The 25,707-nt window shown below is 68.9% G+C and carries 23 protein-coding genes and 1 riboswitch; of the genes, 10 read left to right on the top strand and 13 right to left on the bottom strand.

From position 1 onward, the window contains the following. Nucleotides 1-84 precede the first annotated feature (84 nt). From T8T98_RS13555 to mmsB, 7 genes are all read left to right on the top strand, one after another. Nucleotides 85-1,581 (top strand): CoA-acylating methylmalonate-semialdehyde dehydrogenase, encoded by a 1,497-nt coding sequence (locus tag T8T98_RS13555; RefSeq protein ID WP_251104789.1) that lies wholly within the window; start codon nucleotides 85-87, stop codon nucleotides 1,579-1,581. A 57-nt stretch (nucleotides 1,582-1,638) separates the two neighbouring features. Further along, nucleotides 1,639-2,133 carry a hypothetical protein gene (locus T8T98_RS13560; protein WP_251104788.1) on the top strand — a complete coding sequence of 165 codons (495 nt, stop codon included), beginning with the start codon at nucleotides 1,639-1,641 and terminating at the stop codon, nucleotides 2,131-2,133. Further along, nucleotides 2,130-2,423, top strand: coding sequence for an I78 family peptidase inhibitor (locus T8T98_RS13565; protein ID WP_251104787.1), 294 nt, complete (start codon nucleotides 2,130-2,132; stop codon nucleotides 2,421-2,423). Before T8T98_RS13560 ends, T8T98_RS13565 begins: the two co-directional genes overlap by 4 nt. A 112-nt stretch (nucleotides 2,424-2,535) precedes the next feature. After that, the gene (locus T8T98_RS13570) at nucleotides 2,536-3,681 is read left to right on the top strand and encodes an acyl-CoA dehydrogenase family protein (protein WP_251104786.1); all 1,146 of its coding nucleotides are present in this window, start codon (nucleotides 2,536-2,538) and stop codon (nucleotides 3,679-3,681) included. A gap of 29 nt (nucleotides 3,682-3,710) precedes the next feature. Continuing rightward, the gene (locus T8T98_RS13575) at nucleotides 3,711-4,760 is read left to right on the top strand and encodes an enoyl-CoA hydratase/isomerase family protein (protein ID WP_251104785.1); all 1,050 of its coding nucleotides are present in this window, start codon (nucleotides 3,711-3,713) and stop codon (nucleotides 4,758-4,760) included. Between the two features lie 109 nt (nucleotides 4,761-4,869). Then, entirely contained in the window at nucleotides 4,870-5,667 is a 798-nt protein-coding gene (locus T8T98_RS13580; RefSeq protein ID WP_251104784.1) for an enoyl-CoA hydratase-related protein, read from the top strand. 217 nt (nucleotides 5,668-5,884) lie between these two features. Further along, a complete protein-coding gene (gene mmsB / locus T8T98_RS13585; protein ID WP_251104783.1) occupies nucleotides 5,885-6,751 on the top strand; it encodes a 3-hydroxyisobutyrate dehydrogenase in 867 nt (288 codons plus the stop codon). On the opposite strand, the gene T8T98_RS13590 is transcribed toward mmsB, so the two are convergent. Continuing rightward, nucleotides 6,738-7,472, bottom strand: coding sequence for an Nmad3 family putative nucleotide modification protein (locus tag T8T98_RS13590; RefSeq protein ID WP_251104782.1), 735 nt, complete (start codon nucleotides 7,470-7,472; stop codon nucleotides 6,738-6,740). The two genes, mmsB and T8T98_RS13590, sit on opposite strands and share 14 nt — an antisense overlap. Before the next feature lie 73 nt (nucleotides 7,473-7,545). Here T8T98_RS13590 and mobA point away from each other — a divergent pair, with 73 nt between their 5' ends. Both mobA and T8T98_RS13600 read left to right on the top strand, forming a co-directional pair. Further along, a complete protein-coding gene (gene mobA, locus T8T98_RS13595) occupies nucleotides 7,546-8,340 on the top strand; it encodes an NTP transferase domain-containing protein (RefSeq protein WP_251104781.1) in 795 nt (264 codons plus the stop codon). 17 nt (nucleotides 8,341-8,357) lie between these two features. Further along, entirely contained in the window at nucleotides 8,358-9,623 is a 1,266-nt protein-coding gene (locus tag T8T98_RS13600; RefSeq protein WP_160734134.1) for a lipopolysaccharide biosynthesis protein, read from the top strand. Between the two features lie 30 nt (nucleotides 9,624-9,653). On the opposite strand, the gene gcvPB is transcribed toward T8T98_RS13600, so the two are convergent. The 10 genes from gcvPB to T8T98_RS13650 form a co-directional block, all read right to left on the bottom strand. Further along, complete coding sequence (gene gcvPB / locus T8T98_RS13605) at nucleotides 9,654-11,228, bottom strand: aminomethyl-transferring glycine dehydrogenase subunit GcvPB (RefSeq protein WP_251104780.1); 1,575 nt, start codon at nucleotides 11,226-11,228, stop codon at nucleotides 9,654-9,656. Further along, complete coding sequence (gcvPA, locus tag T8T98_RS13610) at nucleotides 11,225-12,586, bottom strand: aminomethyl-transferring glycine dehydrogenase subunit GcvPA (protein WP_251104779.1); 1,362 nt, start codon at nucleotides 12,584-12,586, stop codon at nucleotides 11,225-11,227. Before gcvPA ends, gcvPB begins: the two co-directional genes overlap by 4 nt. A 47-nt stretch (nucleotides 12,587-12,633) precedes the next feature. Continuing rightward, on the bottom strand, nucleotides 12,634-13,005 hold the full coding sequence (gene gcvH / locus T8T98_RS13615) for a glycine cleavage system protein GcvH (RefSeq protein ID WP_251106038.1): 372 nt from the start codon (nucleotides 13,003-13,005) through the stop codon (nucleotides 12,634-12,636). Then, entirely contained in the window at nucleotides 13,005-14,141 is a 1,137-nt protein-coding gene (gene gcvT, locus T8T98_RS13620) for a glycine cleavage system aminomethyltransferase GcvT (protein ID WP_251104778.1), read from the bottom strand. Before gcvT ends, gcvH begins: the two co-directional genes overlap by 1 nt. 143 nt (nucleotides 14,142-14,284) lie before the next feature. Next, nucleotides 14,285-14,380: riboswitch (glycine riboswitch) on the bottom strand. Nucleotides 14,381-14,437: 57 nt separating this feature from the next. Next, nucleotides 14,438-17,053 (bottom strand): methionine synthase, encoded by a 2,616-nt coding sequence (gene metH / locus T8T98_RS13625; protein WP_251104777.1) that lies wholly within the window; start codon nucleotides 17,051-17,053, stop codon nucleotides 14,438-14,440. Next, on the bottom strand, nucleotides 17,050-17,568 hold the full coding sequence (locus tag T8T98_RS13630; RefSeq protein WP_160734140.1) for a GNAT family N-acetyltransferase: 519 nt from the start codon (nucleotides 17,566-17,568) through the stop codon (nucleotides 17,050-17,052). Before T8T98_RS13630 ends, metH begins: the two co-directional genes overlap by 4 nt. Nucleotides 17,569-17,573: 5 nt before the next feature. Beyond that, complete coding sequence (locus tag T8T98_RS13635) at nucleotides 17,574-18,620, bottom strand: homocysteine S-methyltransferase family protein (protein WP_251104776.1); 1,047 nt, start codon at nucleotides 18,618-18,620, stop codon at nucleotides 17,574-17,576. Then, nucleotides 18,617-19,546, bottom strand: a complete 930-nt coding sequence (gene metF, locus T8T98_RS13640; protein WP_160734142.1) for a methylenetetrahydrofolate reductase — start codon at nucleotides 19,544-19,546, stop codon at nucleotides 18,617-18,619. The genes T8T98_RS13635 and metF overlap by 4 nt, the downstream gene beginning before the upstream one ends. Continuing rightward, entirely contained in the window at nucleotides 19,543-20,526 is a 984-nt protein-coding gene (locus tag T8T98_RS13645) for an ArsR/SmtB family transcription factor (RefSeq protein WP_251104775.1), read from the bottom strand. The genes metF and T8T98_RS13645 overlap by 4 nt, the downstream gene beginning before the upstream one ends. A 63-nt stretch (nucleotides 20,527-20,589) precedes the next feature. Continuing rightward, entirely contained in the window at nucleotides 20,590-21,204 is a 615-nt protein-coding gene (locus T8T98_RS13650; protein ID WP_251104774.1) for a flavin reductase family protein, read from the bottom strand. Nucleotides 21,205-21,312: 108 nt separating this feature from the next. On the opposite strand from T8T98_RS13650, the gene T8T98_RS13655 reads away from it, so the two are divergent. Continuing rightward, complete coding sequence (locus tag T8T98_RS13655; protein ID WP_251104773.1) at nucleotides 21,313-22,875, top strand: acetyl-CoA acetyltransferase; 1,563 nt, start codon at nucleotides 21,313-21,315, stop codon at nucleotides 22,873-22,875. A 21-nt stretch (nucleotides 22,876-22,896) separates the two neighbouring features. Here T8T98_RS13655 and T8T98_RS13660 read toward each other — a convergent pair whose 3' ends face one another. Together T8T98_RS13660 and uxaC are read right to left on the bottom strand one after the other, a co-directional pair. Continuing rightward, nucleotides 22,897-24,249 carry a mannitol dehydrogenase family protein gene (locus T8T98_RS13660; protein ID WP_251104772.1) on the bottom strand — a complete coding sequence of 451 codons (1,353 nt, stop codon included), beginning with the start codon at nucleotides 24,247-24,249 and terminating at the stop codon, nucleotides 22,897-22,899. Next, a complete protein-coding gene (gene uxaC / locus T8T98_RS13665) occupies nucleotides 24,246-25,646 on the bottom strand; it encodes a glucuronate isomerase (RefSeq protein WP_251104771.1) in 1,401 nt (466 codons plus the stop codon). Before uxaC ends, T8T98_RS13660 begins: the two co-directional genes overlap by 4 nt. Between the last annotated feature and the right edge of the window lie 61 nt (nucleotides 25,647-25,707).

Below are 25,707 nucleotides of genomic sequence, written 5' to 3' on the forward strand. Positions count from 1 at the left end.
GGATTGAAGGTTGTCTGCCCGCTTGCAATCGGCACGATCCGCGCCAGATCGAGCAGCAGCCATAGCCCGGAAGGAGAGACAGCCATGCGCCAGGTGGATCATTTCGTAGTCGGGGGCGCCGGCGGCGGCTCGGGGCGCAAGCACCAGGTCTGGAACCCCTCGACCGGCGAGGTCCAGGCCGAGGTCGCGCTGGGCGATGCCGCGCTGCTCGACCGGGCGGTCGCGGCGGCCAGGGACGTCCAGCCCGGCTGGGCCATGACCAATCCGCAGAAGCGCGCGCGCGTCATGTTCCGTTTCAAGGAACTGATCGAGGCCAACATGCAGGACCTGGCCGAGATGCTTTCCAGCGAACACGGCAAGGTGGTCGACGATGCCAAGGGCGACGTGCAGCGCGGGCTGGAGGTGATCGAATACGCCTGCGGCATCCCGCAGGTGCTGAAAGGCGAATACACGATCGGCGCGGGCCCGGGCATCGATGTCTATTCGATGCGCCAGCCGCTGGGCATCGGGGCCGGGATCACCCCGTTCAATTTCCCCGCGATGATCCCGATGTGGATGTTCGGCATGGCGATCGCGGCGGGCAATGCCTTCATCCTCAAGCCGAGCGAGCGCGACCCGAGCGTGCCGGTCCGCCTGGCCGAGCTGTTCCTGGAGGCCGGCGCGCCCGAAGGGCTGCTGCAGGTCGTCCACGGCGACAAGGAAATGGTCGACGCGATCCTCGACCATCCCGACATCGCCGGGGTCAGCTTCGTCGGCTCCAGCGACATCGCGCACTATGTCTACAGGCGCGGGGTCGAGAACGGGAAGCGGGTCCAGGCCATGGGCGGGGCGAAGAACCACGGCATCGTCATGCCCGACGCGGACCTCGACCAGGTGGTCAACGACCTCGCCGGCGCCGCCTTCGGGTCGGCGGGGGAGCGCTGCATGGCGCTGCCGGTCGTCGTGCCCGTGGGCGAGGACACGGCCGATCGCCTGCGCGAGAAGCTGGTCCCCGCGATCGAGGGGCTGCGCGTGGGGGTATCGAACGATCCCGACGCGCATTACGGCCCGGTCGTCACCCCCGAGCACAAGGCCCGGATCGAACAGTGGATCGACACGGCCGAACGCGAAGGCGCCGAAGTCGTCGTCGACGGGCGCGGCTTCTCGCTGCAGGGCCACGAGAACGGGTTCTTCGTCGGGCCGACGCTGCTCGACCGGGTCACCCCGAAGATGGAATCCTACCAGGAGGAGATCTTCGGCCCCGTGCTGCAGATCGTGCGCGCGCACGATTTCGAGGAAGCGCTGCGCCTGCCGAGCGAACACCAGTATGGCAACGGCGTCGCCATCTTCACCCGCAACGGCCACGCGGCGCGCGAATTCGCCGCGCGGGTAAACGTCGGCATGGTGGGGATCAACGTGCCGATCCCCGTTCCCGTCAGCTACCATTCCTTCGGCGGCTGGAAGCGCAGCGCCTTTGGCGATACCAACCAGTACGGCACCGAAGGCCTGAAGTTCTGGACGAAGGTGAAGACGGTCACCCAGCGCTGGCCCGACGGCGGGGGCGACGGATCGAACGCCTTCGTGATCCCGACGATGGGCTGACGGGCCGGCCAGCCGGCGCGATGGGCACCGGCCGAACAGCGAAGACAGGAGAATTCGATGCGATCGATTCCATTCCTTGCGGCCCTGCCCGCCCTGGCGCTCGCCGCCTGCGGCAACCCCGCGGACGAAGGCGAAGCGCCAGCGGCTTCCGAAGAAGCAATGCCCGTCGAACCCGATGGCGGGATAGGCGACGGCGCCGCCCCGCTCGATGCGGCCGGCGGCACCGGCATCCCCGCCGCGCTGCACGGCCGCTGGGGCCTGGTCGCGGCCGACTGCACCTCGACCCGCGGCGATGCCAAGGGGCTGATCGAGATCGATGACCGGTCGGTCACCTTCTACGAATCGCGAGCCACGCTGGACGAGGTGGCGGAGCGGGACGCCGATTCCATTCGCGCCACCTTCGACTTTACCGGCGAGGGAATGGAATGGACCCGCGACATGGCGCTCGCTTCCGCCGGGGGCGGCGCCGAACTGGTCCGCACCGAATATGGCGAAGGCGCGATGCCCGAACCCCTGCGGTACACCCAATGCCCGAGCGAAGGAGACGCATGATGTCGAAATTCTACCCCCTCGCCGCCCTGGCCCCGGCCGCGGCGCTTGCCGCCTGCGCGACCCCCGGCGACCCCGGCAGCGCCCCCGGGACCTGCGACGCCGATGCCGCGAGCGGGTTCGTCGGCCAGAAGGCGACGGGCCGGGTCGGCACGCAGATCGTCGAGGCGACCGGCGCCCGCGAGCTTCGCTGGGGCCCGCCCGGCGCCGCCTTCACGATGGATTTCCGGCCGGACCGGGTCAACGTGATGTACGACGAGGCGATGACGATCACCGACGTCACCTGCGGCTGACGCAGTTTCGAACCGGGGCGCTGCGGCCCGGCCGGCGATCCGGCCGGTGCCGCGCCGCCCCTTCTTCCCCAGCCGCGGCCGCCCCCGGGCGCCGCGCAGCCAGAGCCTGCCAATGACCGGACAATTCCAGCTGACCGACGACCAGCTCGCCATCCAGGAGATGGCGCAGCGCTTCACCGCGGACAATATCACGCCTTTCGCGGCGGAGTGGGACGAGAACCACCACTTCCCGCGCGACGTGATCCAGAAAACGGGGGAACTGGGCTTCGGCGCGATCTACGTCTCGGAAGAAAGCGGCGGAATCGCGCTCGGCCGGCTGGAGGCCGCGCTGATCATGGAAGCCATGGCCTATGGCTGCCCGGCGACGAGCGCCTATGTCTCGATCCACAACATGGCGACCTGGATGATCGACCGCTTCGGCGGGCAGGCGGTGAAGGAAAAGTACCTGCCGCAGCTGGTGACGATGGAGAAGATCGCCAGCTATGCCCTGACCGAGCCGGGCAGCGGTTCGGATGCCGCGGGCCTCAAGACCACGGCGCGCCGCGATGGCGACGACTACGTGCTCAACGGTACCAAGCAGTTCATTTCGGGCGGCGGGTTCAACGACGTCTACGTCGTCATGGTCCGCACTGGGGAGCACAAGACCAGGGGCATTACCTGCCTGGTGGTGGAAAAGGACACCCCCGGCGTCAGCTTCGGCAAACCGGAAAAGAAGCTCGGCTGGAACGCCAGCCCCACGGCGCAGGTCGTCTTCGAGGACGCGCGGATCCCCGTGGCCAACCGGGTCGGCGACGAGGGCGAGGGGTTCCGCTTCGCGATGATGGGCCTCGACGGCGGGCGGCTCAACATCGGCGCCTGCTCGCTCGGCGGGGCGCAGCGCTGTCTTGACGAGGCGGTGAACTACACCCGGGAACGCCAGCAGTTCGGCCAGCCGATCGCCGATTTCCAGAACACCCAGTTCATGCTCGCCGACATGGCGACCGAGCTGGAGGCGGCACGCGCGCTGCTCTACCTCGCGGCGGCCAAGGTGACCGACAACGCGCCCGACAAGAGCAAGTTTTCCGCCATGGCGAAACGGCTCGCGACCGACAGCGGCAGCAATGTCGTCAACAACGCGCTGCAGCTCTTCGGCGGCTATGGCTACCTGAAGGAATACCCGATCGAGCGTTTCTGGCGCGACCTGCGCGTCCATTCGATCCTCGAAGGGACCAACCAGGTCATGCGCATGATCGTGGGGCGGGACCTGCTGCGCCAGTAACCGCGACCCGCGGCAACATGAGAAATCCAATGACCGAGAACCTCAACATCCACGCGCATGGCCGCACCGGCCATCTCTCGCTCAACCGGCCCAAGGCGCTGCATGCGCTGACGCTCGACATGTGCCACGCGATGAGCGCGGCGCTGGCCGAATGGGCCGGCGACGATGCGATCGAGGCGGTGATCCTCGACCATGCCGAAGGGCGCGGCTTCTGCGCGGGTGGCGACATCAACCTGCTGCGCCATTCCGCGCTGAACGACGGCGGGAAAAGCGGCCGCGAATTCTTCCACGACGAATACCGGCTCAACCACCAGATGTTCGAATATGCCAAGCCGATCGTCGCCTTCATGGACGGCATCACGATGGGCGGCGGCGTGGGCATCGCGCTGCCGTGCAAGTATCGCGTCGCGACCGAGAACACGCGCTTCGCTATGCCCGAAAGCGGCATCGGCCTGTTCCCCGACGTCGGCGGCGGCTGGCACCTCTCGCGCCTCGGCGGGCGGCTGGGCCAGTTCCTCGCGCTCACCGGCGCGCGGCTCGACGGGGCCGAATGCGTCTGGGCGGGCATTGCCACGCATTACCTGCCGGCCGAGAAACTCGCCGAGGCGAAAGCGCGCATCATCGAGCATCCCGACCGGATCGGCGGCATCCTGTCCGAACTTTCGACCACCCCGCCGCCCGCGCGGCTGGAAGAGAATGCCGCGCTGATCAAGAAACACTTCGCCTCGGACCGCTACGAGGACATCCTCGCCAGCCTCGAAGCGGACGACGGCGAATGGGCGGCCAAGGAGCTTGCCACGCTGCGCGGCAAGAGCCCGCAGACCTGCAAGGTCGCGCTGCGCCAGTTGAGCGAGAGTGAAAAGCTCGAGAGCTTCGCCGACAACATGCGCATGGAATACCGCATCGCCAGCCGCGTGCTGACCCGCCCCGATTTTGCCGAGGGCGTGCGCGCGGTGATCGTCGACAAGACGAACGACCCGCAATGGAACCCGGCACGCCCGGAGGACGTGAGCGAGGAACTGCTCGACAGCATTTTCGCCCCGCTCCCCGAGAGCGAGGAGTGGACACCGCTGCAATAGCCACATCGCCGTGCTGAACGCGTTTTCGGCATCGCCCCATGCGGGGGCGGCGAAGATAGAAGCATCGACCCGCTAGCGGGTTCAGGACGACCGAACTGGAGATAGCCGCATGGCCGACTACGAAACCATCACCGTCGAACAGCGCCCGGAAGCGAACGGGGCGGTCACGCTGATAACGCTCGACCGCCCCAAGGCGCTCAACGCGCTGAACAGCAAGGTGCTCGAAGAACTGATCGACGCCTTCGCCGCCTACGAGGCGGACCGGGGACAGCTCTGCGCGGTCCTGACCGGGTCGGGCGACAAGGCCTTCGCCGCGGGCGCCGACATCAAGGAAATGAGCGAGAAGGCCGCGGCCGATTTCTATCTGGAGGATTTCTTCAGCCCCTGGACCAGCGAGATCGTGAAGAAGACGCGCAAGCCGTGGATCGCGGCGGTCAACGGCTTCGCGCTGGGCGGCGGTTGCGAGCTGGCGATGATGGCCGATTTCATCATCGCGAGCGAGAACGCCAAGTTCGGCCAGCCCGAGATCAAGCTGGGCGTCGCGCCGGGCATGGGCGGTTCGCAGCGCCTGACCAGGGCGGTGGGCAAGTCGAAGGCGATGGAAATGTGCCTCACCGGCCGGATGATGGACGCCGAAGAAGCCGAACGCAGCAACCTGGTCGCGCGCGTCGTGCCGCACGAGAGCCTGCTCGACGAGGCACTGAAGACCGCCGCGCAGATCGCCTCCATGCCGCCGATGGCCGCGATCGCGAACAAGGAAATGGTCAACGCCGCGTTCGAAACCAGCCTCGACCAGGGCCTCGTCATCGAACGCCGCATCTTCCAGATCCTCGCCGCGAGCGAGGACAAGAAGGAAGGCATGGCCGCCTTCGTCGAAAAGCGCGAGGGCAAGTGGAAGGGGCGGTAGCTTCGCCGGGCCCAGCGCTTTCCTACGCGGCGGGGCAGCTGATAGGTCCGGCACCGGCCGGGCGATAGTGAAAGGACCTGCGGTAACGGCTCGGGTGTAACCTTGGCGAATATGCGCTCCAGATCAATGGCTTGTGGGGCACAATCTGGGTGACGCCCTGTCACCTTCGTCAACCGCCCGAAAACGATCCGCAGCAGTTTGCGAAGAGGATGAGAACATGAAAATCGCCTTCATCGGCCTCGGCAACATGGGCGGCGGGATGGCCGCGAACCTCGTGAAGGCGGGGCACGAGGTGAACGCCTTCGACTTGTCGGAAGAGGCGCTGGCGACGGCCGGCGACAACGGCTGCACGACATTCACCGATGCCGCCGAGGCCGTCCGCGGCGTCGAAGGCGTGGTGACGATGCTGCCCAACGGCGCGATCGTGAAATCGGTCTATACCGACAGCGTGATCGGCAAGGCCCCCGAAGGCGCGGTGCTGCTCGATTGCTCGACCATCGATGTCGCCACCGCCAAGGAGATTAACGCCAAGGCCGAAGCGGCCGGATACGACATGGTCGATGCCCCCGTCTCGGGCGGGATCGCGGCGGCGAATGGCGGGACGCTGACTTTCATGGTCGGCGGCACCGAGAAGGCCTTCGCGCGCGCCGAAGAGGTGCTGAACGCGATGGGCAAGGCCGTGATCCACGCGGGCGACGCAGGCGCCGGCCAGACCGCCAAGATCTGCAACAACATGCTGCTCGCCATTTCGATGATCGGCACGGCAGAGGCGATGAGAATGGCCGAGAAGCTCGGCCTCGACCCGCAGAAGTTCTACGAGATCAGCTCGCAGTCCTCGGGCTATTGCTGGTCCTTGAATGCCTATACCCCCCTGCCCGGCGTCGGCGTCGAAAGCCCGGCCGACAAGGGCTACCAGGGCGGCTTCGCCACTGGCCTGATGCTCAAGGATCTGAAGCTGGCGATGGAGGCGGCGCAAACCGCCGATGCCTCGACCCCGCTGGGCCGCCATGCGAAGGAGCTCTACGAGCAGTTCGCCGAGGACAATGCCGGGCTCGACTTCAGCGCGATCATCAAGTCGCTCTGATCTCGTCCAGCACCCGCGCGAGCCATTCGCGCGGGGCCTTGCGGCGGCCGATATCGGCGACGAATTCCTGCCCGCGCGCGACGCTTTTCAGGCGGCCTGCGCGCAACCAGCGATCGGCGCGGTCGTGATAGCTGAGCCCCCCGCGGCGGAGCCAGCCCGGCCGCTGCCAGAGCGAAGGCGGGCCTTCGGGAACGGTCAATCGCAGCGCGTCGCCGGCCCGCCCCGCCACCTGCCCCGGGCCGCAGTAGACCGTGTCGTTCGTCGCGCTCATGCCGATCGCGTGGGGGTGATCGTGGCGGAGCAGCGCATCCCGCCGCTCCGGCGCGCAATCGGCGAGGGCGACGACCTCCTCCACCGCGAGATAGCCGAAGATGCGGTGGTGCGGCTCGCCCGTGCGCTCGTCCCGAAACAGGCCGAAGAACAGGAACACGTCGCCCGGCCCCACCCCGCGGTTGGCCAGGTGGGTCTGGGCGGCGCCGCATTGTCCGAACAGGCAGGTGCCGCCGGGCAGAAACATCGGGTCGTGGTGACAGCGATCCCCGGCCCCGAGGCGCCCCCGGCTGGCGCGGCGCACGTGCTCGCCCAACCCCAGCGCGCCATAGGTCGTGCGCGACGGCCCGCCGGCCGGGATCGGCAGGCTGACCGGGCGGCCATCGACGATAGGCGAAGCGCCGCCACCCGCCGCGCTGTCGAACCCCTTGCGGCTGAAGATCACGCGCATTCGCCGCCCCTGCCGCGCGGCGCGCAGGCTGGCAAGGGTTGCCAATCCGGCCCATGGGTCTAGGGAGCGGGGCGTGACCGTCACTGCACTCATCATGGCCGGCAAGCGTTCCGGCGTTCTCGATCCCCTGGCCGCGCGGGCCGGCGTCGCGCAGAAATGCGTCGTGCCGGTGGGCGGGAAGCCGATGATCGAACATGTGGTGGAGGCGGTATCTGCCTGCCCGCAAGTCGGCGAAATCCGCATCGTCGCGCACGAGCCGGACGAGATCGCCGCCATTCCGCTGGTCGCGAAGCTGGTGGACGACGGGCGGCTGGCCTTCCGGCCCGGCGCCTTCAACCTGGTCGACAGCGTGTTCTCGGGCGCGGAGGATGCGCGGTTCCCGCTCCTTATCACCACTGCCGACAACTGCCTCGTCACCCCCGAAGGCTACAGCGAGTTCATCGAGAAGGCCCTGGCAGAAGATGCCGGTGCCGCCGCGGCGCTCGCGCGCAAGGAAGACGTCCAGGCGGCGGACCCGGAAGGGCAATCGCGCTTCTACCAGTTTTCCGATGGCAGCTATTCCAACTGCAACACCTACTGGATCGGCGGCGAGCGCGCGCTTTCGGCGGCCGAGATCATGCGGGGCGGCGGGCAGTTCGTGAAATATCCGCGCCGGATCGCCAAGGCTTTCGGCGTGCTCAACCTCGTTCGCTTCTACCTTGGCTGGGGCTCGAAGGAGAAGCTCTTCGCGCAGGTATCGCGCCGGTTCGGCTTCAAGCTGGTCCCCATCGTCCTCTCGCGCGGGGAATACGCGGTGGACGTGGACAACGAACGGACGTTCGAAGTGACCGAACGCCTGCTGGCCAAGCGGGAGGCGGCGGCGGGTTGACGCCGCCGTAACGGGCCATGCGTCGGCTGTTGCGCAATATCGGCTGGCTGCTGAGCGGCCGCGCGGTCAATGCCGTGCTCAGCCTCGTCTATCTCGCCCTGGCCACGCGCACGCTGGGGATGGAGGCATTCGGCTATTTCGCGCTGATCATCGCGATCGGGCAGACCGTCACCGGTCTGGCCAACTTCCAGACCTGGCAGTTCGTCGTCCGCTGGGGCAGCGAGCCGCGCGGCGCGGGCGAGGCGACCGGTTTCGCGATCGCGCTCGACATGCTCAGCGTCGTGATCGGCACCGCGATCGCGGCCGCGCTGGTCTGGAGCGCGCAGCACTGGCTGCCCTTGCCCGGCGATCTCCTGTGGGTGGCGTTCGGGTACTGCATCGTCTCGCTGCTTTCGATGCGATCGACCCCGACCGGGCTATTGCGCCTGCGCTTCCAGTTCGGCCGCGCCACCGCGGCGGAGGCGGTGCAGCCGATGATCCGCGCGCTCGGGGCGATCCTGGCCGCGCTGTTCATGCCGAGTGTGCTGGGCTTCATCCTCGCCTGGGCGGCGGCGGAAGTGGCCGTGGCCCTGGCGCTGTGGGCGGCGGCGGCCTGGCGCGAGAAGATCGATTTCTCGCAGATCAGCCTCTGGCGCCTCCCCCGCGAGCACCCGGGCGCCTGGCGCTTCGTGTGGTCGACCAACATGTCGGGCAGCCTGACGGTCGGCGGCAAGCAGGTGATGATCCTGCTGGTCGGCGCGATCGGGGGCGAGGCCTTCGCGGGCGGGTTCCGCGTCGCCTCGCAACTGGGCCAGGCGCTGGTGCAACTGGCGCAGACGGTGTCGAAGGCGATCTATCCCGAGCTGGTCCACGCGCAGGACGAGGCGCACGACATGGCCCGCCGCATGGCCAATATCGCGCTGATCGGCGGCGCGCTGGCCGTGCTCTTCGCGCTGGTCTTCGGCCGCTGGGGGCTGGAGGCGATCGCGGGGCCGGAATTCGGCGTCGTCTACTGGGCCATGGTGATCCTGGCCATTGCCGGCGCGATCGAACTGGTCGGCGCGAGCCTGGAATCGCTGCTCGTCTCGGCCGGCCGCGCAGGCACCGCCTTCCTGGTGCGCGCGGTGCCCACGGTACTGGCCCTGCTGCTGCTGGAAACGGCGATGGGCTGGAACGGGTTGAAAGGGGCGGCCTTCACCGTGCTCGGCTCCAGCGCGCTGGCCGTGATCGGGTTCTGGGTCGCGATCATCTCGCTCCAGCAGATCAAGATCACGGTCGAGCGCAAGAGCGACGGGATCGGCTAGCCGCGCGGGCAGGGCGGCGCCCCGGCAGGATCAGTCCCCTTTCGCCCCTTGCCACGCGAGGACCGGCTTGCGCGCGGCCTGCGTCTCGTCCAGCCGCCGGCGCGGGGCATAGTAGGGCGCCTGCTTCATCGCGCCGTCGCCTGCCCTCGCCCGTTCGGCCACGCTGCGGAAAGCCTCGATGAACTGGTCGAGGCCGGCCTTGCTCTCGGTTTCGGTCGGTTCGATCAGCATGGCCCCGTGGACGACGAGCGGGAAATACATCGTCATCGGATGATAGCCCTCGTCGATCAGCGACTTGGCGAGGTCGAGCGTCGAAAGCCCTTCGGCGAAACCGCCATCGCCGAACAGCGCCTCGTGCATGCAGGGCCCGCTGTCGCCGAACGGCGCATCGAGCAGGTCATCCAGGCTGCGCAGGATGTAGTTGGCGTTGAGAACCGCGTCTTCCGCCACTTGCGCGAGCCCGTCGGCCCCGTGGCTGAGAATGTAGGCCAGCGCGCGGGTGAACATGCCCATCTGGCCGTGGAAGGCCGTCATCCGGCCGAAGGCGCTGGTATGGTCGAACTCGGCCGCGTTCTCTTCCTCCACCAGGTGCACGACCCCGTCGGCCGTGCGCGCGGTGAACGGCAACGGTCCGTACGGCGAAAGCGCCTGTGACAGGACGACCGGGCCCGAACCCGGCCCGCCGCCGCCATGGGGGGTGGAAAACGTCTTGTGCAGGTTGATGTGCATGGCATCGACGCCGAGGTCGCCCGGCCGCACCTTGCCCACGATCGCGTTGAAATTCGCCCCGTCGCAATAGACGAAGCCGCCCGCGGCGTGGACCGCATCGGAAATCGCCTTCATGTCGCGTTCGAACAGGCCGCAGGTGTTCGGATTGGTGATCATCACCCCGGCGACATCCGGGCCGAGCCGCGCCTTCAGCGCTTCCAGGTCCACCCGGCCATCGGCATTGGCGGGAATGTTCTCCACCCGGTAACCGGCGAAGGCGGCCGTGGCCGGGTTGGTCCCGTGCGCGCTTTCGGGCACCAGGATCACTTCGCGCGCGTCGCCGCGCGCCTCCAGCGCGGCGCGGATGCACAGGATGCCGCAAAGCTCTCCGTGCGCGCCTGCCTTCGGGCTCATCGCCACGCCGTGCATCCCGGTCAGCTCGATCAGCCAGTGGGCCAGCTCGTTGATCACTTCCAGCGCGCCGCGCACCGTCGATACCGGCTGGAGCGGGTGGACGTCGGCAAAGCCGGGCATGCGCGCGACTTTCTCGTTGAGGCGCGGGTTGTGCTTCATCGTGCACGAGCCGAGCGGGAAGAGGCCGAGGTCGATCGCGTAGTTCTGCCGGCTGAGCCGGGTGTAGTGCCGCACGGTCTCCGGCTCCGAAAGGCCCGGCAGGCCGATCGGGTCGCGCCGCTCCATCCCGCCGAGCCGGTTCGGTCCGCCCGGCGCGATCTCGGGCAGGTCGACGCCGGTCGTTTCGGCATGGCCGATCTCGAAGATCAGCGGCTCTTCCAGCATCAGCGCGCGGTTGCCGGTGGCCGTGGCCGGGCCTTCGTGCATGCCGTCGGCGGCAGCGGTCATCTCGGGCTTCCAGCCGGACTTGTTCGGGGCGTTCATGCCAGCGCCTCCTGCAGGGCGGAGGCCAGCGTCTCGATGTCCTCGCGCGTTGTGGTTTCGGTGACCGCGACCAGGAGCCCGTCTTCCAGGGCATCGACCCCTGGGAAGAGCCGGCCCAGCGAGACGCCGGCCAGCACCCCGTCGTCGGCCAGGCGGCGCACGACCTGGCGGGCGTCGGTGCCCAGCCGCAGGGTGAATTCGTTGAAGAAGCTGTCGTTCAGCAGCTCCACGCCGGGGATCTGCGCCAGCCTGTCGGCCGCCTCGCAAGCCAGCGAATGGTTGCACGCGGCCAGGCGGCGCAGCCCTTCCTCGCCCAGCAGGGTCATGTGCACGCTGAAGGCCAGCGCGCAGAGCCCGCTGTTGGTGCAGATGTTGCTGGTCGCCTTCTCCCGGCGGATATGCTGTTCGCGGGTGGAGAGGGTCAGGACGAACCCGCGCTTCCCCTCCGCATCGACGGTCTCGCCGCACAGCCGCCCCGGCATCTGGCGCACGTGCCTGGCATCGCGCACCGCGAACAGGCCGAGATAGGGGCCGCCGAACTGCAGCCCCACGCCGATCGCCTGCCCTTCGCCGACGACGATATCCGCGCCCAGTTCGCCCGGTGCCTCGATCGCCCCCAGGGCCACCGGCTCGGTATTGACCGCGACCAGCAGCGCGCCCCTGGCATGGGCCGCCTCGGCAATCGCGGCGAGATCGGGAATACGGCCGAGGATGTCGGGGTATTGCACGACCACGCACGAGGTTTCGTCGTCGATCCGGGCAATCAGCCCCTCGTTGTCGGGCGTGCCCTGGAGCGAGGGGAGCGCATCGGCGATCTCGTCGTCGGTGAACTTGGCCATCGTGCGCACGACTTCGGCATAGTGCGGGTGCAGCGCGCCGGAGAGCACGACCCGCTTGCGCCGGGTGACCCGTCCCGCCATCGCGACCGCTTCCCAGCAGGCGGTCGAGCCGTCGTACATCGAGGCATTGGCCACCGCGCAGCCGTAAAGCCGCGCGACCTGCGTCTGGAACTCGAACAGCATCTGCAGCGTGCCCTGCGCGATTTCCGGCTGGTAGGGCGTATAGGCAGTCAGGAACTCGCCGCGCTGGATCACGTGGTCCACGCTGGCCGGGACATGGTGGCGATAGGCGCCCGCCCCCAGGAAGAACGGCGCATCGCCGGCCGCGAGGTTCCTGCGCGAGAGGCGCTGCATGTGCCGTTCCACCGCCATTTCGCCGGCGTGGAGCGGCAGGCCCCCGATCGGCCCCGACAGGCGGGCCTCTTCCGGCACGTCGACGAAGAGATCGTCGATCGAAGAAACGCCGATTCGGTCGAGCATCGCCGATCGATCGGCCTGGGTCAGGGGTAAGTAACGCATAGTCCTGCTTTCCTGCGCCCCGCGGCGGCGGGGGTTTCCTGTCGCGTTCAAAGACCGTCGACGAAGCTCTTGTAGGCGGCAGCGTCCATCAGCCCTTCGAGCTGCGCCTTGTCGGCGATGGTCAACTTGAAGAACCAGCCGTCTTCCTCGGGGCTGGAGTTGACGAGCGCCGGATCGCCGTCGAGCGAATCGTTGATCTCGGTCACTTCGCCGCTGATCGGGGCGTAGACGTCGCTCGCCGCCTTGACGCTTTCGACGACCGCCGCGTCCTTCTCCTTTTCCACCGGGCTACCGACCGCGGGCAGTTCGACGAACACGATATCGCCCAGCTGACCTTGCGCGTAATCGGTGATGCCGACCGTGGCGGTATCTCCCTCGACGTCGATCCATTCGTGTTCTTCGGTGAAATATCGGGCCATCATTTGTCTCCGCGGTAGTACTTGTGGGGAACGAACGGCATCGCCGTAACGCGCGCCGGCAGCCGCTTGCCCCGGACTTCGATTTCCAGTTCGGTGCCCTGCGCGGCGCGTTCGCGCGCGACGTAGGCCATGGCGACCGGGTGGCCGAGCGTGGGCGAGAACCCGCCGCTGGTCACCTCGCCCACCGGGATCTCGCCCGCGAAGACGCGGGCCCCCTCGCGCGCAGGAAGCCGGCCTTCCAGCGCCAGCCCGACGCGCAGGCGATCGGTTCCGTCCTCGAGCAGGCGGAGCACCCGTTCGGCGCCGGGGAAGCCGCCTTCGGCCCGGCGGCGCTTGCCGATCGCGAAGGCCAGGCCGGCGCTGACCGGGTCGGTCTCGGGCGAAAGGTCGTGGCCGTAGAGGGGAAGGCCCGCTTCCAGCCGCAGCGAATCGCGCGCCCCCAGCCCGATCGGCTTGATCTCGATCTCGGCGCAGAGCCGGCCGGCCAGCGTCTCGGCATGTTCGGCCGGAAGCGACAGCTCGAAGCCGTCTTCGCCGGTATAGCCCGAGCGGCTGATGCCGATATCGATGTCGCCGAAGCCGAAGCGCGTGCCCTGCATGAACTTCAGATCGCCCATCGCATCGCGAAACACTCGGCGCAGCGCGGTTTCCGCCTCCGGCCCCTGGACCGCCAGCAGGGCCTGGTCTTCCAGGTGGGTGAGGGTGATCTCGTCGGGCAGGTGCTCGCGCAAGTGGGCGATATCGTCCCACTTGGTCGCGCCGTTGACGACCAGGTAATAGGTCGGCTCGCCCCCTTCGGCGGTAACGTTGGTCACCATCAGGTCGTCGAGGATGCCGCCGTTCCCGTCCAGCAGCAGCGAATAGCGCAGGCGCCCGGGCTTCAGAGCGGCGATGTCGCCGGGCAGCAAGGCTTCGAGCGCATCGGCCGCCCCCTCGCCGCTGACGAGGAGCTGGCCCATGTGGCTGACATCGAACAGGCCGGCATGGCTGCGGGTCCATTCGTGTTCGGCCACGATCCCTTCGTACTGGATCGGCATCTCGTAACCCGCGAAAGGCACCATGCGTGCGCCCTGTGCCCTGTGCCAGGCATCGAGCGGCAGCTTCGCCGGATCGGTATGGTCTTCGGATTCGCTCATCTCTTGTCCCGACTGGCGTGACGACGCTTCGCCGCGAAGCGCCCTTTCACCTGCCCCCTCTGTCGGGAAACCTGAGAGCTTGGCCGGCGCGCCGGCTTACACCTTCGGTGGCCCTGCCGGGGCAGGGCGCTTTCCAGAGTGTCGTCCGGCGCGCGGTCCGGGTGCCTGAGAGTTTCCGGGGCGGTTGCTCCTTCGGCGTCGCGGACCGGCCGGCCCGCGAACTCTCCCGCGCGACGTTACCGGGGAATCGCTCCCCCGGTCGACGGATCATTCCCTGCGCGATCCCGGCGCCACGGTCAATCGAGATTGGGCCGCAGCCAGCGTTCGGCGGTGGACAGATCGACCCCGCGGCGCGCGGCATAGTCTTCCAGCTGGTCGCGCCCGATCCGGGCGACCCCGAAATACTGCGCCTCCGGGTGGCCGAAATAGAACCCGCTGACGGCGGCCGTGGGCCACATGGCGAAGCTCTCCGTCAGCTCCAGCCCCGCATTGGCCGGCGCGTCGAGCAGGTCGAACAGGATCGGTTTCAGGCTGTGATCGGGGCAGGCGGGATAGCCGGGCGCGGGCCGGATGCCGCGATACTCTTCCTTGATCAGCGCCTCGTTGGTCAGCTGCTCGCCCGGGGCATAGCCCCACAACTCGGTCCGCACGTGCTGGTGCAGCCGTTCGGCGAACGCTTCGGCAAGCCGGTCGGCCAGGGCCTTGAGCAGGATGTCGGAGTAATCGTCCTTCTCCTCGCGGAAGCGCGCGGAATAGGGGTCGATCCCGTGGATGCCGACCGCGAAGCCGCCGATCCAGTCGCCGGCCGGATCGATGAAGTCGGCCAGGCACATGTTGGCCCGGTCGCGCGACTTCTTCACCTGCTGGCGCAGGAACGGCAGGACGACGTGCCGCTCCCCGTCGCCGAGGTGCACGGTCACGTCGTCGCCGTCGCGCGCGCAGGGCCACAGCCCGGCGACGCCGCGCGCCGTCAGCCACTTTTCCTCCACGATCCGCTCCAGGAGGCGGTCGGCGTCTTCCTTCAGGCTGCGCGCGGTTTCGCCGACGACCTCGTCGTTCATGATCGACGGCCAGGTGCCGTGCAGTTCCCACGATCGGAAGAACGGCGTCCAGTCGATATATTCGCGCAGGTCCGCCAGCGGCCAGTCGTCGAAGACGTGCAGCCCCGGCATCTCGGGCGGCGCCGGCTTGTCGCTGAGATAGGCGTCGTAGAAATTGGCCCGCGCCTCCTCCAGGCTCAGCAGGACGCTCTTGTTCTTTCCCTCGCGCGCATCGCGCACTTTCGCGTAGTCGGCGGCGGTATCGCCGACGAAGGCATCGCGCTGGGTGTCCGACAGCAGCCGGCTGGCGACGCCGACCGCGCGGCTGGCGTCGAGCACGTGGATCACCGGCCCATCGTAGGCCGGGTCGATCCGCAGCGCGGTATGGACCTTGCTGGTCGTCGCGCCGCCGATCAGCAGCGGGATCGACATGCCGGCGGCCTGCATTTCCTCCGCCACGGTCACCATCTCGTCCAGCGAGGGTGTGATCAGGCCCGACAGCCCGATCATGTCCGCCTGGTTGTCGTTCGCGCTTTCGAGGATCTTCGCCCAGGGGACCATTACGCCCAGGTCGATCACCTCGTAGCCGTTGCACTGGAGGACGACGCCGACGATGTTCTTGCCGATATCGTGCACGTCCCCCTTTACCGTGGCCATGACGATCGTGCCCTTGGCCCGGGCGCCTTCGGCTTTCTCGGCCTCGATATAGGGGATCAGGTGGGCGACGGCCTTCTTCATCACGCGGGCGGACTTCACCACCTGCGGCAGGAACATCTTGCCGCTTCCGAACAGGTCGCCGACGACGTTCATCCCGTCCATCAGCGGGCCTTCGATCACCTCGATCGGGCGGCCCCCGGCCTCGGCGCAGGCGAGCCGGGCTTCCTCGGTATCCTCCACCACGTGGGCGTCGATACCCTTGACCAGCGCGTGTTCGAGCCGCCGCTCGACCGGCCAGCCGCGCCATTCCTGCGCCGCCTTCTCGGCCTTCGCGTCCTTGCCCTTGTAGCTTTCGGCGAGCGCGATCAGCCGCTCGGTCGCGTCCGGCCGCCGCATCAGGATCACGTCCTCGCAGGCCTCGCGCAGCTGCGGATCGATCGCGTCGTAGACGTCGAGCTGCCCCGCGTTGACGATCGCCATGTCCATCCCGGCGGGAATCGCGTGATAGAGGAAGACCGAGTGCATCGCCCGGCGCACGGTCTCGTTGCCGCGGAAGCTGAACGAAAGGTTCGACAGTCCCCCGCTGACATGGACATGCGGGCAGGCGGCCTTGATCGCGCGCGTGGCCTCAAGAAAATCGAGCGCGTAGCGGTCGTGCTCCTCGATCCCGGTCGCGACCGCGAAGACGTTGGGATCGAAGATGATGTCTTCCGGCGGGAAGCCGATCCCCGTCAGCAGGTCGTAGGCGCGGGTGCAGATCTCGACCTTGCGTTCCCGGGTATCGGCCTGGCCGACCTCGTCGAAGGCCATGACCACGACGGCAGCCCCGTAGTCGAGGCACAGGCGCGCCTGTTCGAGGAACTGCGCCTCGCCTTCCTTCATGCTGATCGAATTGACGATCGGCTTGCCCGAAACGCACTTGAGCCCGGCCTCGATCACCTCCCACTTGGAACTGTCGATCATCACCGGCACCCGCGCGATGTCGGGTTCGGCCGCGATCAGCTTGAGGAAGGTGGTCATCGCCTCGACCGCGTCGAGCAGCCCCTCGTCCATGTTGACGTCGATGACCTGGGCGCCGTTCTCGACCTGCTGCCGGGCGACCTCGACCGCGGCGACGTAATCGCCGTCCATGATCAGTTTCTTGAACCGGGCGGAGCCGGTCACATTGGTGCGTTCGCCGATATTGACGAAGCGGGACGATCCGGAATCGGTCACTGGCCCGCGCCCTCCAGCTCGCGCGCCATGACGACATCGTCGTACAGCTTGCCGCCGACGTCGAACCGGCGCGTGCCGATCCGGGCGAAGCCGCGCCCGCCGTAGAAGGCGATCGCGCGCGCATTGTCCGCCTTGACCCCCAGCAGGAGCCGTTCGTGCCCCCGCGCCGCGCCAAGGACGGCATCGAACAGGTCGCGCGCGACCCCGCTGCCGTGGAAGCGCGAGAGGAGATAGATCCGCTTGAGCTCCACGTCGCCGGCGCGCGCCGCCTCGAGCTCGGGCCGGGCGAGGAGCGCGTAGCCGACCGGCGCGCCGTCCAGCTCCGCCAGCCAGGCGCGCGCGCCGCCATCGAGGTAGGCGCGATAGGCCGCGGCCGAATGGCGCGTGCGGCAATGTTCGATCAGCGCGCCGCCGTCGAGGACGCCGGCGAAGGTCTCGAGGAACGTCGCCGCCCCGACGATCGCCAGGGTTTCGATATCGGCCGGTCCGGCCTCGCGGATGATACAGTCGTGCATGGTCTCTATGCCGCGATCGAGAAAGGTTCGAGACCGGCGAGCCGCATCTTCGTGTCGCGGGCCGGGATCGCGCGCGGGGCAAGCCCTTCCACCGCGGCGGCAATGGCCGCGATATGCTTGGGGGTCGAACCGCAGCAGCCGCCCAGGATATTGGCCCGCCCGTTTTCCGCCCAGCCCCTGACCAGCGCGGCCGTCGTCTCGGGCGCCTCGTCGTATTCGCCCAGTTCGTTGGGCAGGCCGGCGTTGGGATAGGCCATCAGCAGGGTATCGGCGATGCCCGAGAGCAACTGGACATGCGGCCGCAGCTGTTCGGCGCCGAAGCTGCAGTTGAGCCCGATCGTCGCCGGGTTGGCATGGCGCACCGCATACCAGAACGCCTCGACCGTGTGCCCCGACAGGTTGCGCCCCGAAAGGTCGGTCAGCGTCATCGACAGCATGATCGGCACGTCGCGCCCCAGCTCGCGCTCCAGCCGGCGCACGGCCATGATCCCGGCCTTGGCATTGAGCGTGTCGAAGATCGTCTCGATCAGGATGAAGTCGGCCCCGCCCGCGACCAGCGCGGCGGCCTGTTCGCGATAGACCTCGGTCAGGAAATCGAAGTCGATCTCGCGAAAGCCCGGGTCTTCGACATCGGGGCTGAGCGAGAGCGTCTTGTTCGTCGGCCCGATCGCGCCGGCGACGAAGCGCGGCCGGCCATCGGCCTGCTCGAACTCGTCGGCCAGGCTGCGCGCGATGCGGGCGGAGGCGACGTTGATCGCCCCCACCTGCGATTCGGCCGCGTAGTCCGCCTGGCTGATGCGGTTGGCGGAGAAGGTATTGGTCGAAACGATGTCCGACCCGGCCTGGAGATAGGCGCGGGTGATGTCGGCGATCACGTCGGGCCGGGTCAGGGCGAGGATGTCGTTGTTGCCCTTCTGGTCGGCATCGAGGCCGAGCGAGCCGGCATAGTCCGCCTCCTCCAGCGAGCGGGCCTGGATCTGGGTGCCGAAGGCGCCGTCGAAAATCAGGATTCGGCGGGCCGCCTCGGCCGCGAGGCGTTCGCGCGCGCTCATCGCCCACCTCCGCCGGGGCGCAGGCCGAGCATGTGGCAGATGGCATAGCTCAGCTCGGCGCGGTTGAGGGTGTAGAAGTGGAACTGGCGCACCCCGCCGGCATAGAGCCGCCGGCACAGCTCGGCCGCGATCGTGGCCGACACCAGCTGGCGCGCGGCGGGCCGTTCGTCGAGGCCCTCGAACAGCCCGGCCATCCAACCCGGGATCGCCGTGCCGCACAGTGTCGCCATGCGCTGGACGCTGGCGAAGCTCATCACCGGCATCACGCCGGGCACGATCTCGCCGTCGATCCCGGCGGCCACGGCCCTGTCGCGAAAGCGGAAGAAGCATTCGGGTTCGAAGAAGAACTGCGTGATCGCGCGGGTCGCCCCGGCGTCGAACTTGCGCTTCAGGTTGTCGAGATCGGCCGCGGCGTCGCGCGCGTCGGGATGAACCTCGGGATAGGCGGCGACCGAGATCTCAAACGGGGCGACGGCCTTCAGGCCGGCGGTCAGCTCCGCGGCATTGGCATAGCCGCCCGGATGGGGGGCATAGTGCGACTGGCCATCGGGCGGATCGCCGCGCAGGGCGACGACGTGGCGTATCCCGCTGTCCCAGTAATGCCGCGCGATATCGTCGATTTCCTCGCGCGTCGCCTCGACGCAGGTCAGGTGCGCGGCGGCCGGGATGTGCGCTTCCCGGCTGATGCGCACGACCTGTTCGTGCGTGCGCTCGCGCGTCGTGCCGCCGGCGCCATAAGTCACCGAGACGAAGCGCGGCCCCAGCGGCGCCAGGGTCTGGACGCTGTCCCACAGCGTCTGGGCCATTTTCTCTGTCTTGGGCGGGAAGAATTCGAACGACACGTCGATATCGCCCGCGAGGCCGGAGAAAAGCGGCGCGTCGAGCGCCGTGCGCGCTTCCTGCATCTGATCGAAAGTCGGGCTCATCGGCTGGCCTTCTGGCGGGTACCGACCGGCATGCCGAGGCGCTGGCCGATCCAGATCTTGACCACCAGTTCCCCGCCTTCGAGCGCGATCGGCGGAGCAGGGTCGAAGCCGGCCTCCGCCAGCAGCGACGCGATCGCGGCGTCGGTGAAGCCCAGGCGCACGTGCGCGTGCCGGTCGCGCAGTTCCTCGCGGTCGTGGGCGGCAAAATCTACGATCGCGATCCGCCCGCCGGGCCGGGTGACCCGTGCCGCCTCCGCCAGCGGGGCGGCAGGGTCCTGCGCGAAGTGGAGCACCTGGTGCAGCAACACGGTGTCGAACCCGCGCGCGGAAAAAGGCAGGGCGGCAAAATCGCCCTGGACCAGCTCGACCGCGTCCGACGGCAGGTTCTGCAGCTTGGCGCGGGCGAAGCGCAACATGTCGAGGCTCTTGTCGAGGGCGACGACTCCCTCTGCGCGTTCGGCGAACAGTTCCGCCATCCGGCCGGTGCCTGTGCCAATGTCGAGCAGGCGGCCGAGCGGCGCATCGCCGAGCGCCTCGACCAGCGCGGCCTCCACCTGCTCGTCCGGACTGTGCAGCCGGCGCAGTTCGTCCCACACCTCGGCATGGCGCGCGAAATAGGTTTCGGCACTGCTTTCGCGGGCGGCGCGGATCGCGGCGAGCTGGCGGCGATCGTCGGCGCAGGCGGCGGCGAAATCGGGGTCTTCGCGTTCGGCCGTGGCGAGCAGGCGCGCCACTGCCTCGCCCAACGGGCTGCCGCGTTCCTTGCCGACGCGGGCGCGCAGGAACACCCAGCTCCCCTCGCGCTGGCGTTCGGCCAGCCCGGCATCGCACAGGATGCCGACATGGCGCGACACGCGCGGCTGGCTCTGCCCCAGGACTTGCGCGAGTTCGCCGACCGCCAGCTCCATGGCGGAAAGCAGGCGCATGATCCGCAGCCGGGTCGGGTCGGCAAGCGCCCGCATGATCGTTTCGATACGCATGGTTCGAAACGCATATAAAGATATTGTTATATGTGCAAGCGCCTTGCGAAACCGGTGTCCGCGCTATTCCTGCCGCGCGATCCGCTGGAGCAGGGCGAGCTGCGCCCGGCCCTGTTCGGTCAGCCGCCAGCTGTCGCCATCGGCCCGCGCGAGCCCGAGCGCGGCGAGCCGGGCATGGTCCTGCGCCTCGGCCTCGTCCGCCCCCCGCGGCATGATCCGGCCGTAGCGGCCGCCGTGGTAGATCAGCGGGTCCGCCTCGCTGCGGTCGAAATCGATCACTTCGCCGAGGAAGATCGCGTGGTCGCCACCTTCATATTCGAACCGGGCGCGGCAGCCGAACCGCGCGGCGTAGCCTTCGATCAGCGGCGCGCCCTCGGGCCCGTCGGTCACCGTCAGGCCGGCGAACTTGTCCACCCCGCGGCGGGCGAAGCGATCGGACATGTCCTGCTGGTCGCAGGCGAGGACGTGGACCGCCCAGGCGGTCGCGTCGCGAAATGCCGGCAGGCTGGCGCTGCCGAGCGAGAGGCTCCACAGCACCATCGGCGGATCGAGCGAGACGGAATTGAAGCTGTTGGCCGTCAGCCCGACGGGCCTGCCTTCGCCATCGCGCGCGGTGACGATCGTCACCCCCGTCACGAAACTGCCGAGGGCGTTGCGAAAGGCGGTCTTGTCGATCACCCGGCTTGCACTAGGGTCCATCCCCGAAGCTGGCAATGGCCCGCTGCGCCGCCTGCCGCACGGCGGCGGCGGGCATGGCCGGCATGGAGACGGGAGAGAATATCCAGCATGGGCGAACCAGCGGAGAATACACCGGTCATCATCGGCGTCGGGCAGGTGTCGGAACGGACGAACGATACAGGCTACCGCGCGCGATCGCCGATGGACCTGGCGGGCGATGCCCTGGCCACCGCGATCGCCGATAGCGGGGTCGACGCCGGCGGGCAGGCGCGGCTCGCGCGGTCGATCGACACGATCGGCGCCATTCGCCAGTTCGAGATCTCGCGACCCGACGCCAGGGCGCCCTTCGGCAGGGCCGACAACCCGCCGCGCGCGATCGCCCGCCGGATCGGCGCCGATCCGGCACGGGCAATCCTGGAAACGACCGGCGGCCAGACCGGGCAGAACCTGCTGGGCGAGCTGGCCGGCGAGATCGCGGCCGGGCGCAGCGAGGTCGCGGCGATTGCCGGGGCCGAGGCGATTTCCACCGTGCGCGCCCTGCGCGCCGCGGGCGAGGCGCGCGACTGGAGCGAACACGTCGGCGGCTCGATCGAGGATCGCGGCTACGGGCTGGAAAGCCTGTTCGATGCCGAATTGCTGCAACACGGCGCGACCAGCGCGCTGGCGCACTACGCCCTGTTCGAGAATGCCCGCCGCGCGGAACGCGGCCTTTCGCCGCAGGCCTATCGCCAGGCGATCGGCGATCTCCTGGCGCCCTTCACCCGGGTCGCCGCGGCCAATCCCCACGCTGCCGCGCCGCGCGCGCGCACCGCGCACGAACTGGCCGCGGTGACGGATCGCAACCGGATCGTCGCCGAACCCTATGCGCGGATGACCGTCGCCCGCGACCAGGTGAACCAGGGGGCGGCGGTAATCGTCGCCTCGGCCGGCAAGGCGCGCGCGCTGGGCATTGCCGAAAGCCGCTGGGTCCATGTCCACGCCGTGGCCGCGGCGAGCGAGCCCGCGCCGATGGAACGCGCCGACCTCGCCCGCAGCCCCGCCTCGATCGCGGCGGTCGAGGCGGCTCTCGGCCGCTGCGGGCGCAGCTTCGACGAGGTTCGCCATATCGACCTCTATTCCTGCTTCGCGATCCCGGTGTTCAACCTCACCGATCGTTTCGATCTCGCGCCGGGCGACCCGCGCGGACTGACGCTGACCGGCGGCCTGCCGTTCTTCGGCGGGCCCGGGAACAACTATTCGACCCACGCGATCGCCGAAGCCGTCGCCCGCGCCCGCGCCATGCCCGGCAGCTATGCGCTCGTCGGCGCCAACGGCGGGTTCATGAGCAAGTATTCGGCCGCGCTCTATTCGACCGAGCCGGCCGACTGGTCGGGGCACGATCGCACGATCGACCTGCCGCGACAGCCCGCCGCCGTGCCCAAGGCCGCCGGGGACCAGGATCGGCTGACCGTCGAGACCTACACGATCGTCGAGAGCCCGCCGGGCACCGAGGCCGGGCCGCGCGCCATCGTCCTGGGGCGGAACGCGGCGGGCGAGCGGATCGCCGCCAATGCCGACCCGGACGATTCCGAAACGCGGGCGTTGTTCGAAGGCGGCGCGCCCTTCGGTGCCCCGCTCCGGCTCTCGCGCGCGGAGGACGGGCGGACCATCGGCAAGCTCGGCCCTGCCTGACGGGGGCGGGCCGCAGCCGGTTCAGTCGCCCGTGAAAAGCGCGCGAACCTGCGCGTAGTCGGGCCACAGCGGATCGCCCCCGTCGCCGCCGAAGCAGGCATCGAGCACGGCCCGCCTGCCCTCGCCCGCCGCCGCGACCAGCCTTTCGCCGGCCGGGTCGTCGACGAACCGCGCGTCGCCGAGATGCCAGCACCAGGCATCGAACGCCTTGCACAGCGCGCCGGGCACCTGTCCGCGCGCGCAATGCCAGGCGGCCGTGTCGAGCCAGCGCTGCGGAATCTTCTGCGTGCCGTCCATCGCGATCTGGTCCAGCCGGTGGCGCAGGGCCGGGTCGGCGAAGCGCGCCAGCAGGTCGCGCGCATAGGCGGCCAGGTCCTGTCCCGGCGCGGGCTCGAGCGTCGGCATCGCCTCCGCCACCATCAGCCGTTCGGCCAGTTCGCGAAGCGCCGGGTCGGCCGCGGCCTCGTGCACGTAAGTGTGACCGGCCCTGAGCCCGCAATAGGCCAGCAGCGAGTGGGCACCGTTGAGCATGCGCAGCTTGGCCGCCTCGTACGGGGCGACGTCGGCCACCATCTGCACTCCCAGCGCTTCCCAGCGGGGGCGCCCGGCGGCGAAGTCGTCCTCGATCACCCATTGGCTGAAGCGTTCGGTGAACACCGCGCCGCGATCTTCCTGTCCCAGCCGTTCCTCGAGCGCCTCCAGGTCGGCGCCGGTCGTGCGCGGCACGATCCGGTCCACCATTGTCGACGGGCTCGTGCAGTTATCCTCGAACCAGGCCAGCGCATCGGGTGCGCGCGCGGCGAGCCATTCGCGCACCAGCGCATGGAGAACTGCGCCATTGCCGGCCAGGTTGTCGCAGGAAAGCAGGGTGATCCCCGCCATCCCCCCGGCCGCGCGACGCGCCAGCGCTTCGCCCAGGACGGGGTAGAAGCTCTCCTGCGCTCGGTCGTGGTCGAGCCCACCGCCCTCGGCCCGGCAATAGCCCTTCTCGGTCACGGTGAAGCTGACGATCCGGCATTCGGGCGCGGCGATCCGCGCGATCGCACGCTCGGCATCGGGGCGGGCGAAAAGCACTTCCCGCACCGCGCCGATCACGCGGGTCCGCGCGTCCGCCCCCGAACGCTCGGTCAGGGTATAGAGGCCGTCCTGCGGGGCCAGTTGCCCGGCGACCGTGGGCGAGCGCAGGGTGAGCGCGCCGATCGCCCAGTCGCGGTCGCCCGCGGCCATCGCGCGGTCGATGTACCAGGCCTGGTGCGCGCGGTGGAACGCGCCGATCCCGAAATGGACCACGCCGATGGCCTGGGCCGCCCGGTCGTAGCCGCACTGCGCGATCTCGCCCGACAGCCGGTCCAGCGTGGCGGGGCCGAGCCTCACAGGCGGTAGGCCCGCTTGGCGAGGTCGTAGGCCAGCTCGCGCGCCAGTTCGGCCGCTTCCCAGTCCTCGATCCGGTGGTCGGCCACCAGCTGGGCCAGGAAACCGCAGTCGATCCGCCGGGCGACATCGTGGCGCGCGGGGATCGACAGGAAGGCCCGCGTATCGTCGTTGAAGCCGACCGTGTTGTAGAAGCCGGCCGTCTCGGTCGTCATCAGGCGGAAGCGCCGCATCCCCTCCGGGCTGTCGTGGAACCACCACGCCGGGCCGAGGCGCAGGCACGGGTAATGACCCGCCAGCGGTGCCAGTTCGCGGGCATAGGCGCTTTCGTCGAGCGTGAAGAGGATGATCGACAGGTCGCGTTCCGTCCCGAACCGGTCGAGCAGCGGCTTGAGCGCGTGGACATAGTCGGTGCGGGTGGGGATGTCCGCGCCCTTGTCGCGACCGAACCGTGCGAACAGCGCGGCGTTGTGATTGCGGAAGCTGCCGGGGTGGATCTGCATGACCAGCCCGTCCTCCACGCTCATCGCGGCCATTTCGGTCAGCATCTGCGCGCGGAACAGTTCCGCGTCTGCGGCCGAGGCCTTGCCGCCCTTGACCCGGTCGAACAGCGCCTGCGCCTCCCCCGCCGGGAGATCGGCGGTCCGCGCGGTGGGATGCCCGTGGTCGGTCGATGTCGCGCCGGCAGCCTTGAACGCGGCGCGCATCGCGCGGTGGGCGGCAAGGTATCCGGCCCAGTGCGAACAGTCTTCGCCCGAAACCTGCGACAGCCGTGCGAGATTGTCGGCGAACCCCTCGAACTCCGGATCGACCACCGGGTCGGGGCGATAGGCGGTGATGACCCGGCCGCCCCAGTCGCTTGCCGCGATCGCGCGATGATGGTCGAGCGTGTCGAGCGGCCCCTCGGTCGTCGCAATCACCTCGATATTGTAGCGGTCGAACAGCGCGCGCGGGCGGAAGGCATCGGTCGCGAGCTTCTCGGTGATCGTGTCGTAATAGTGGTCGGCCGTTTCGGCATCGAGCCGCACGTCGATCCCGAAAGCCTCTGCAAAGACCCAGTCGAGCCAGATGCGCGACGGCGTTCCGCGGAACAGGTGGTAGTTTTCCGCCAGGATGCGCCAGGCCGCGCGCGGATCGGCCTCGTGCCCGGCGATGCCGAGGTCTTCCAGCCTGATGCCCTGCGAATAGAGCATCCGGAAAAGGTAGTGGTCGGGCACGAGCAGCAGCTCGGTCGCATTGCCGAACGGCGCATTGGTGGCAAACCACGCCGGATCGGTGTGGCCATGGGGGCTGACGATCGGCAAGTCGGCGACCGAGGCATAGAGCTCGCGCGCAATGCCGCGCACGGCGGGTTCGGCCGGCAGGAGGCGGTCGGGATGAAGGGTCAGCGGGCGCGGCATCGGGGCATCTTCTCCTGCGTGGTTCGCATGTCGGTTCGCGGTGCAGGGCATATGCCACTTG

The sequence above is a fragment of the Pelagerythrobacter marinus genome (assembly GCF_034375205.1).
GTDB classification, from domain to species: domain Bacteria; phylum Pseudomonadota; class Alphaproteobacteria; order Sphingomonadales; family Sphingomonadaceae; genus Pelagerythrobacter; species Pelagerythrobacter marinus.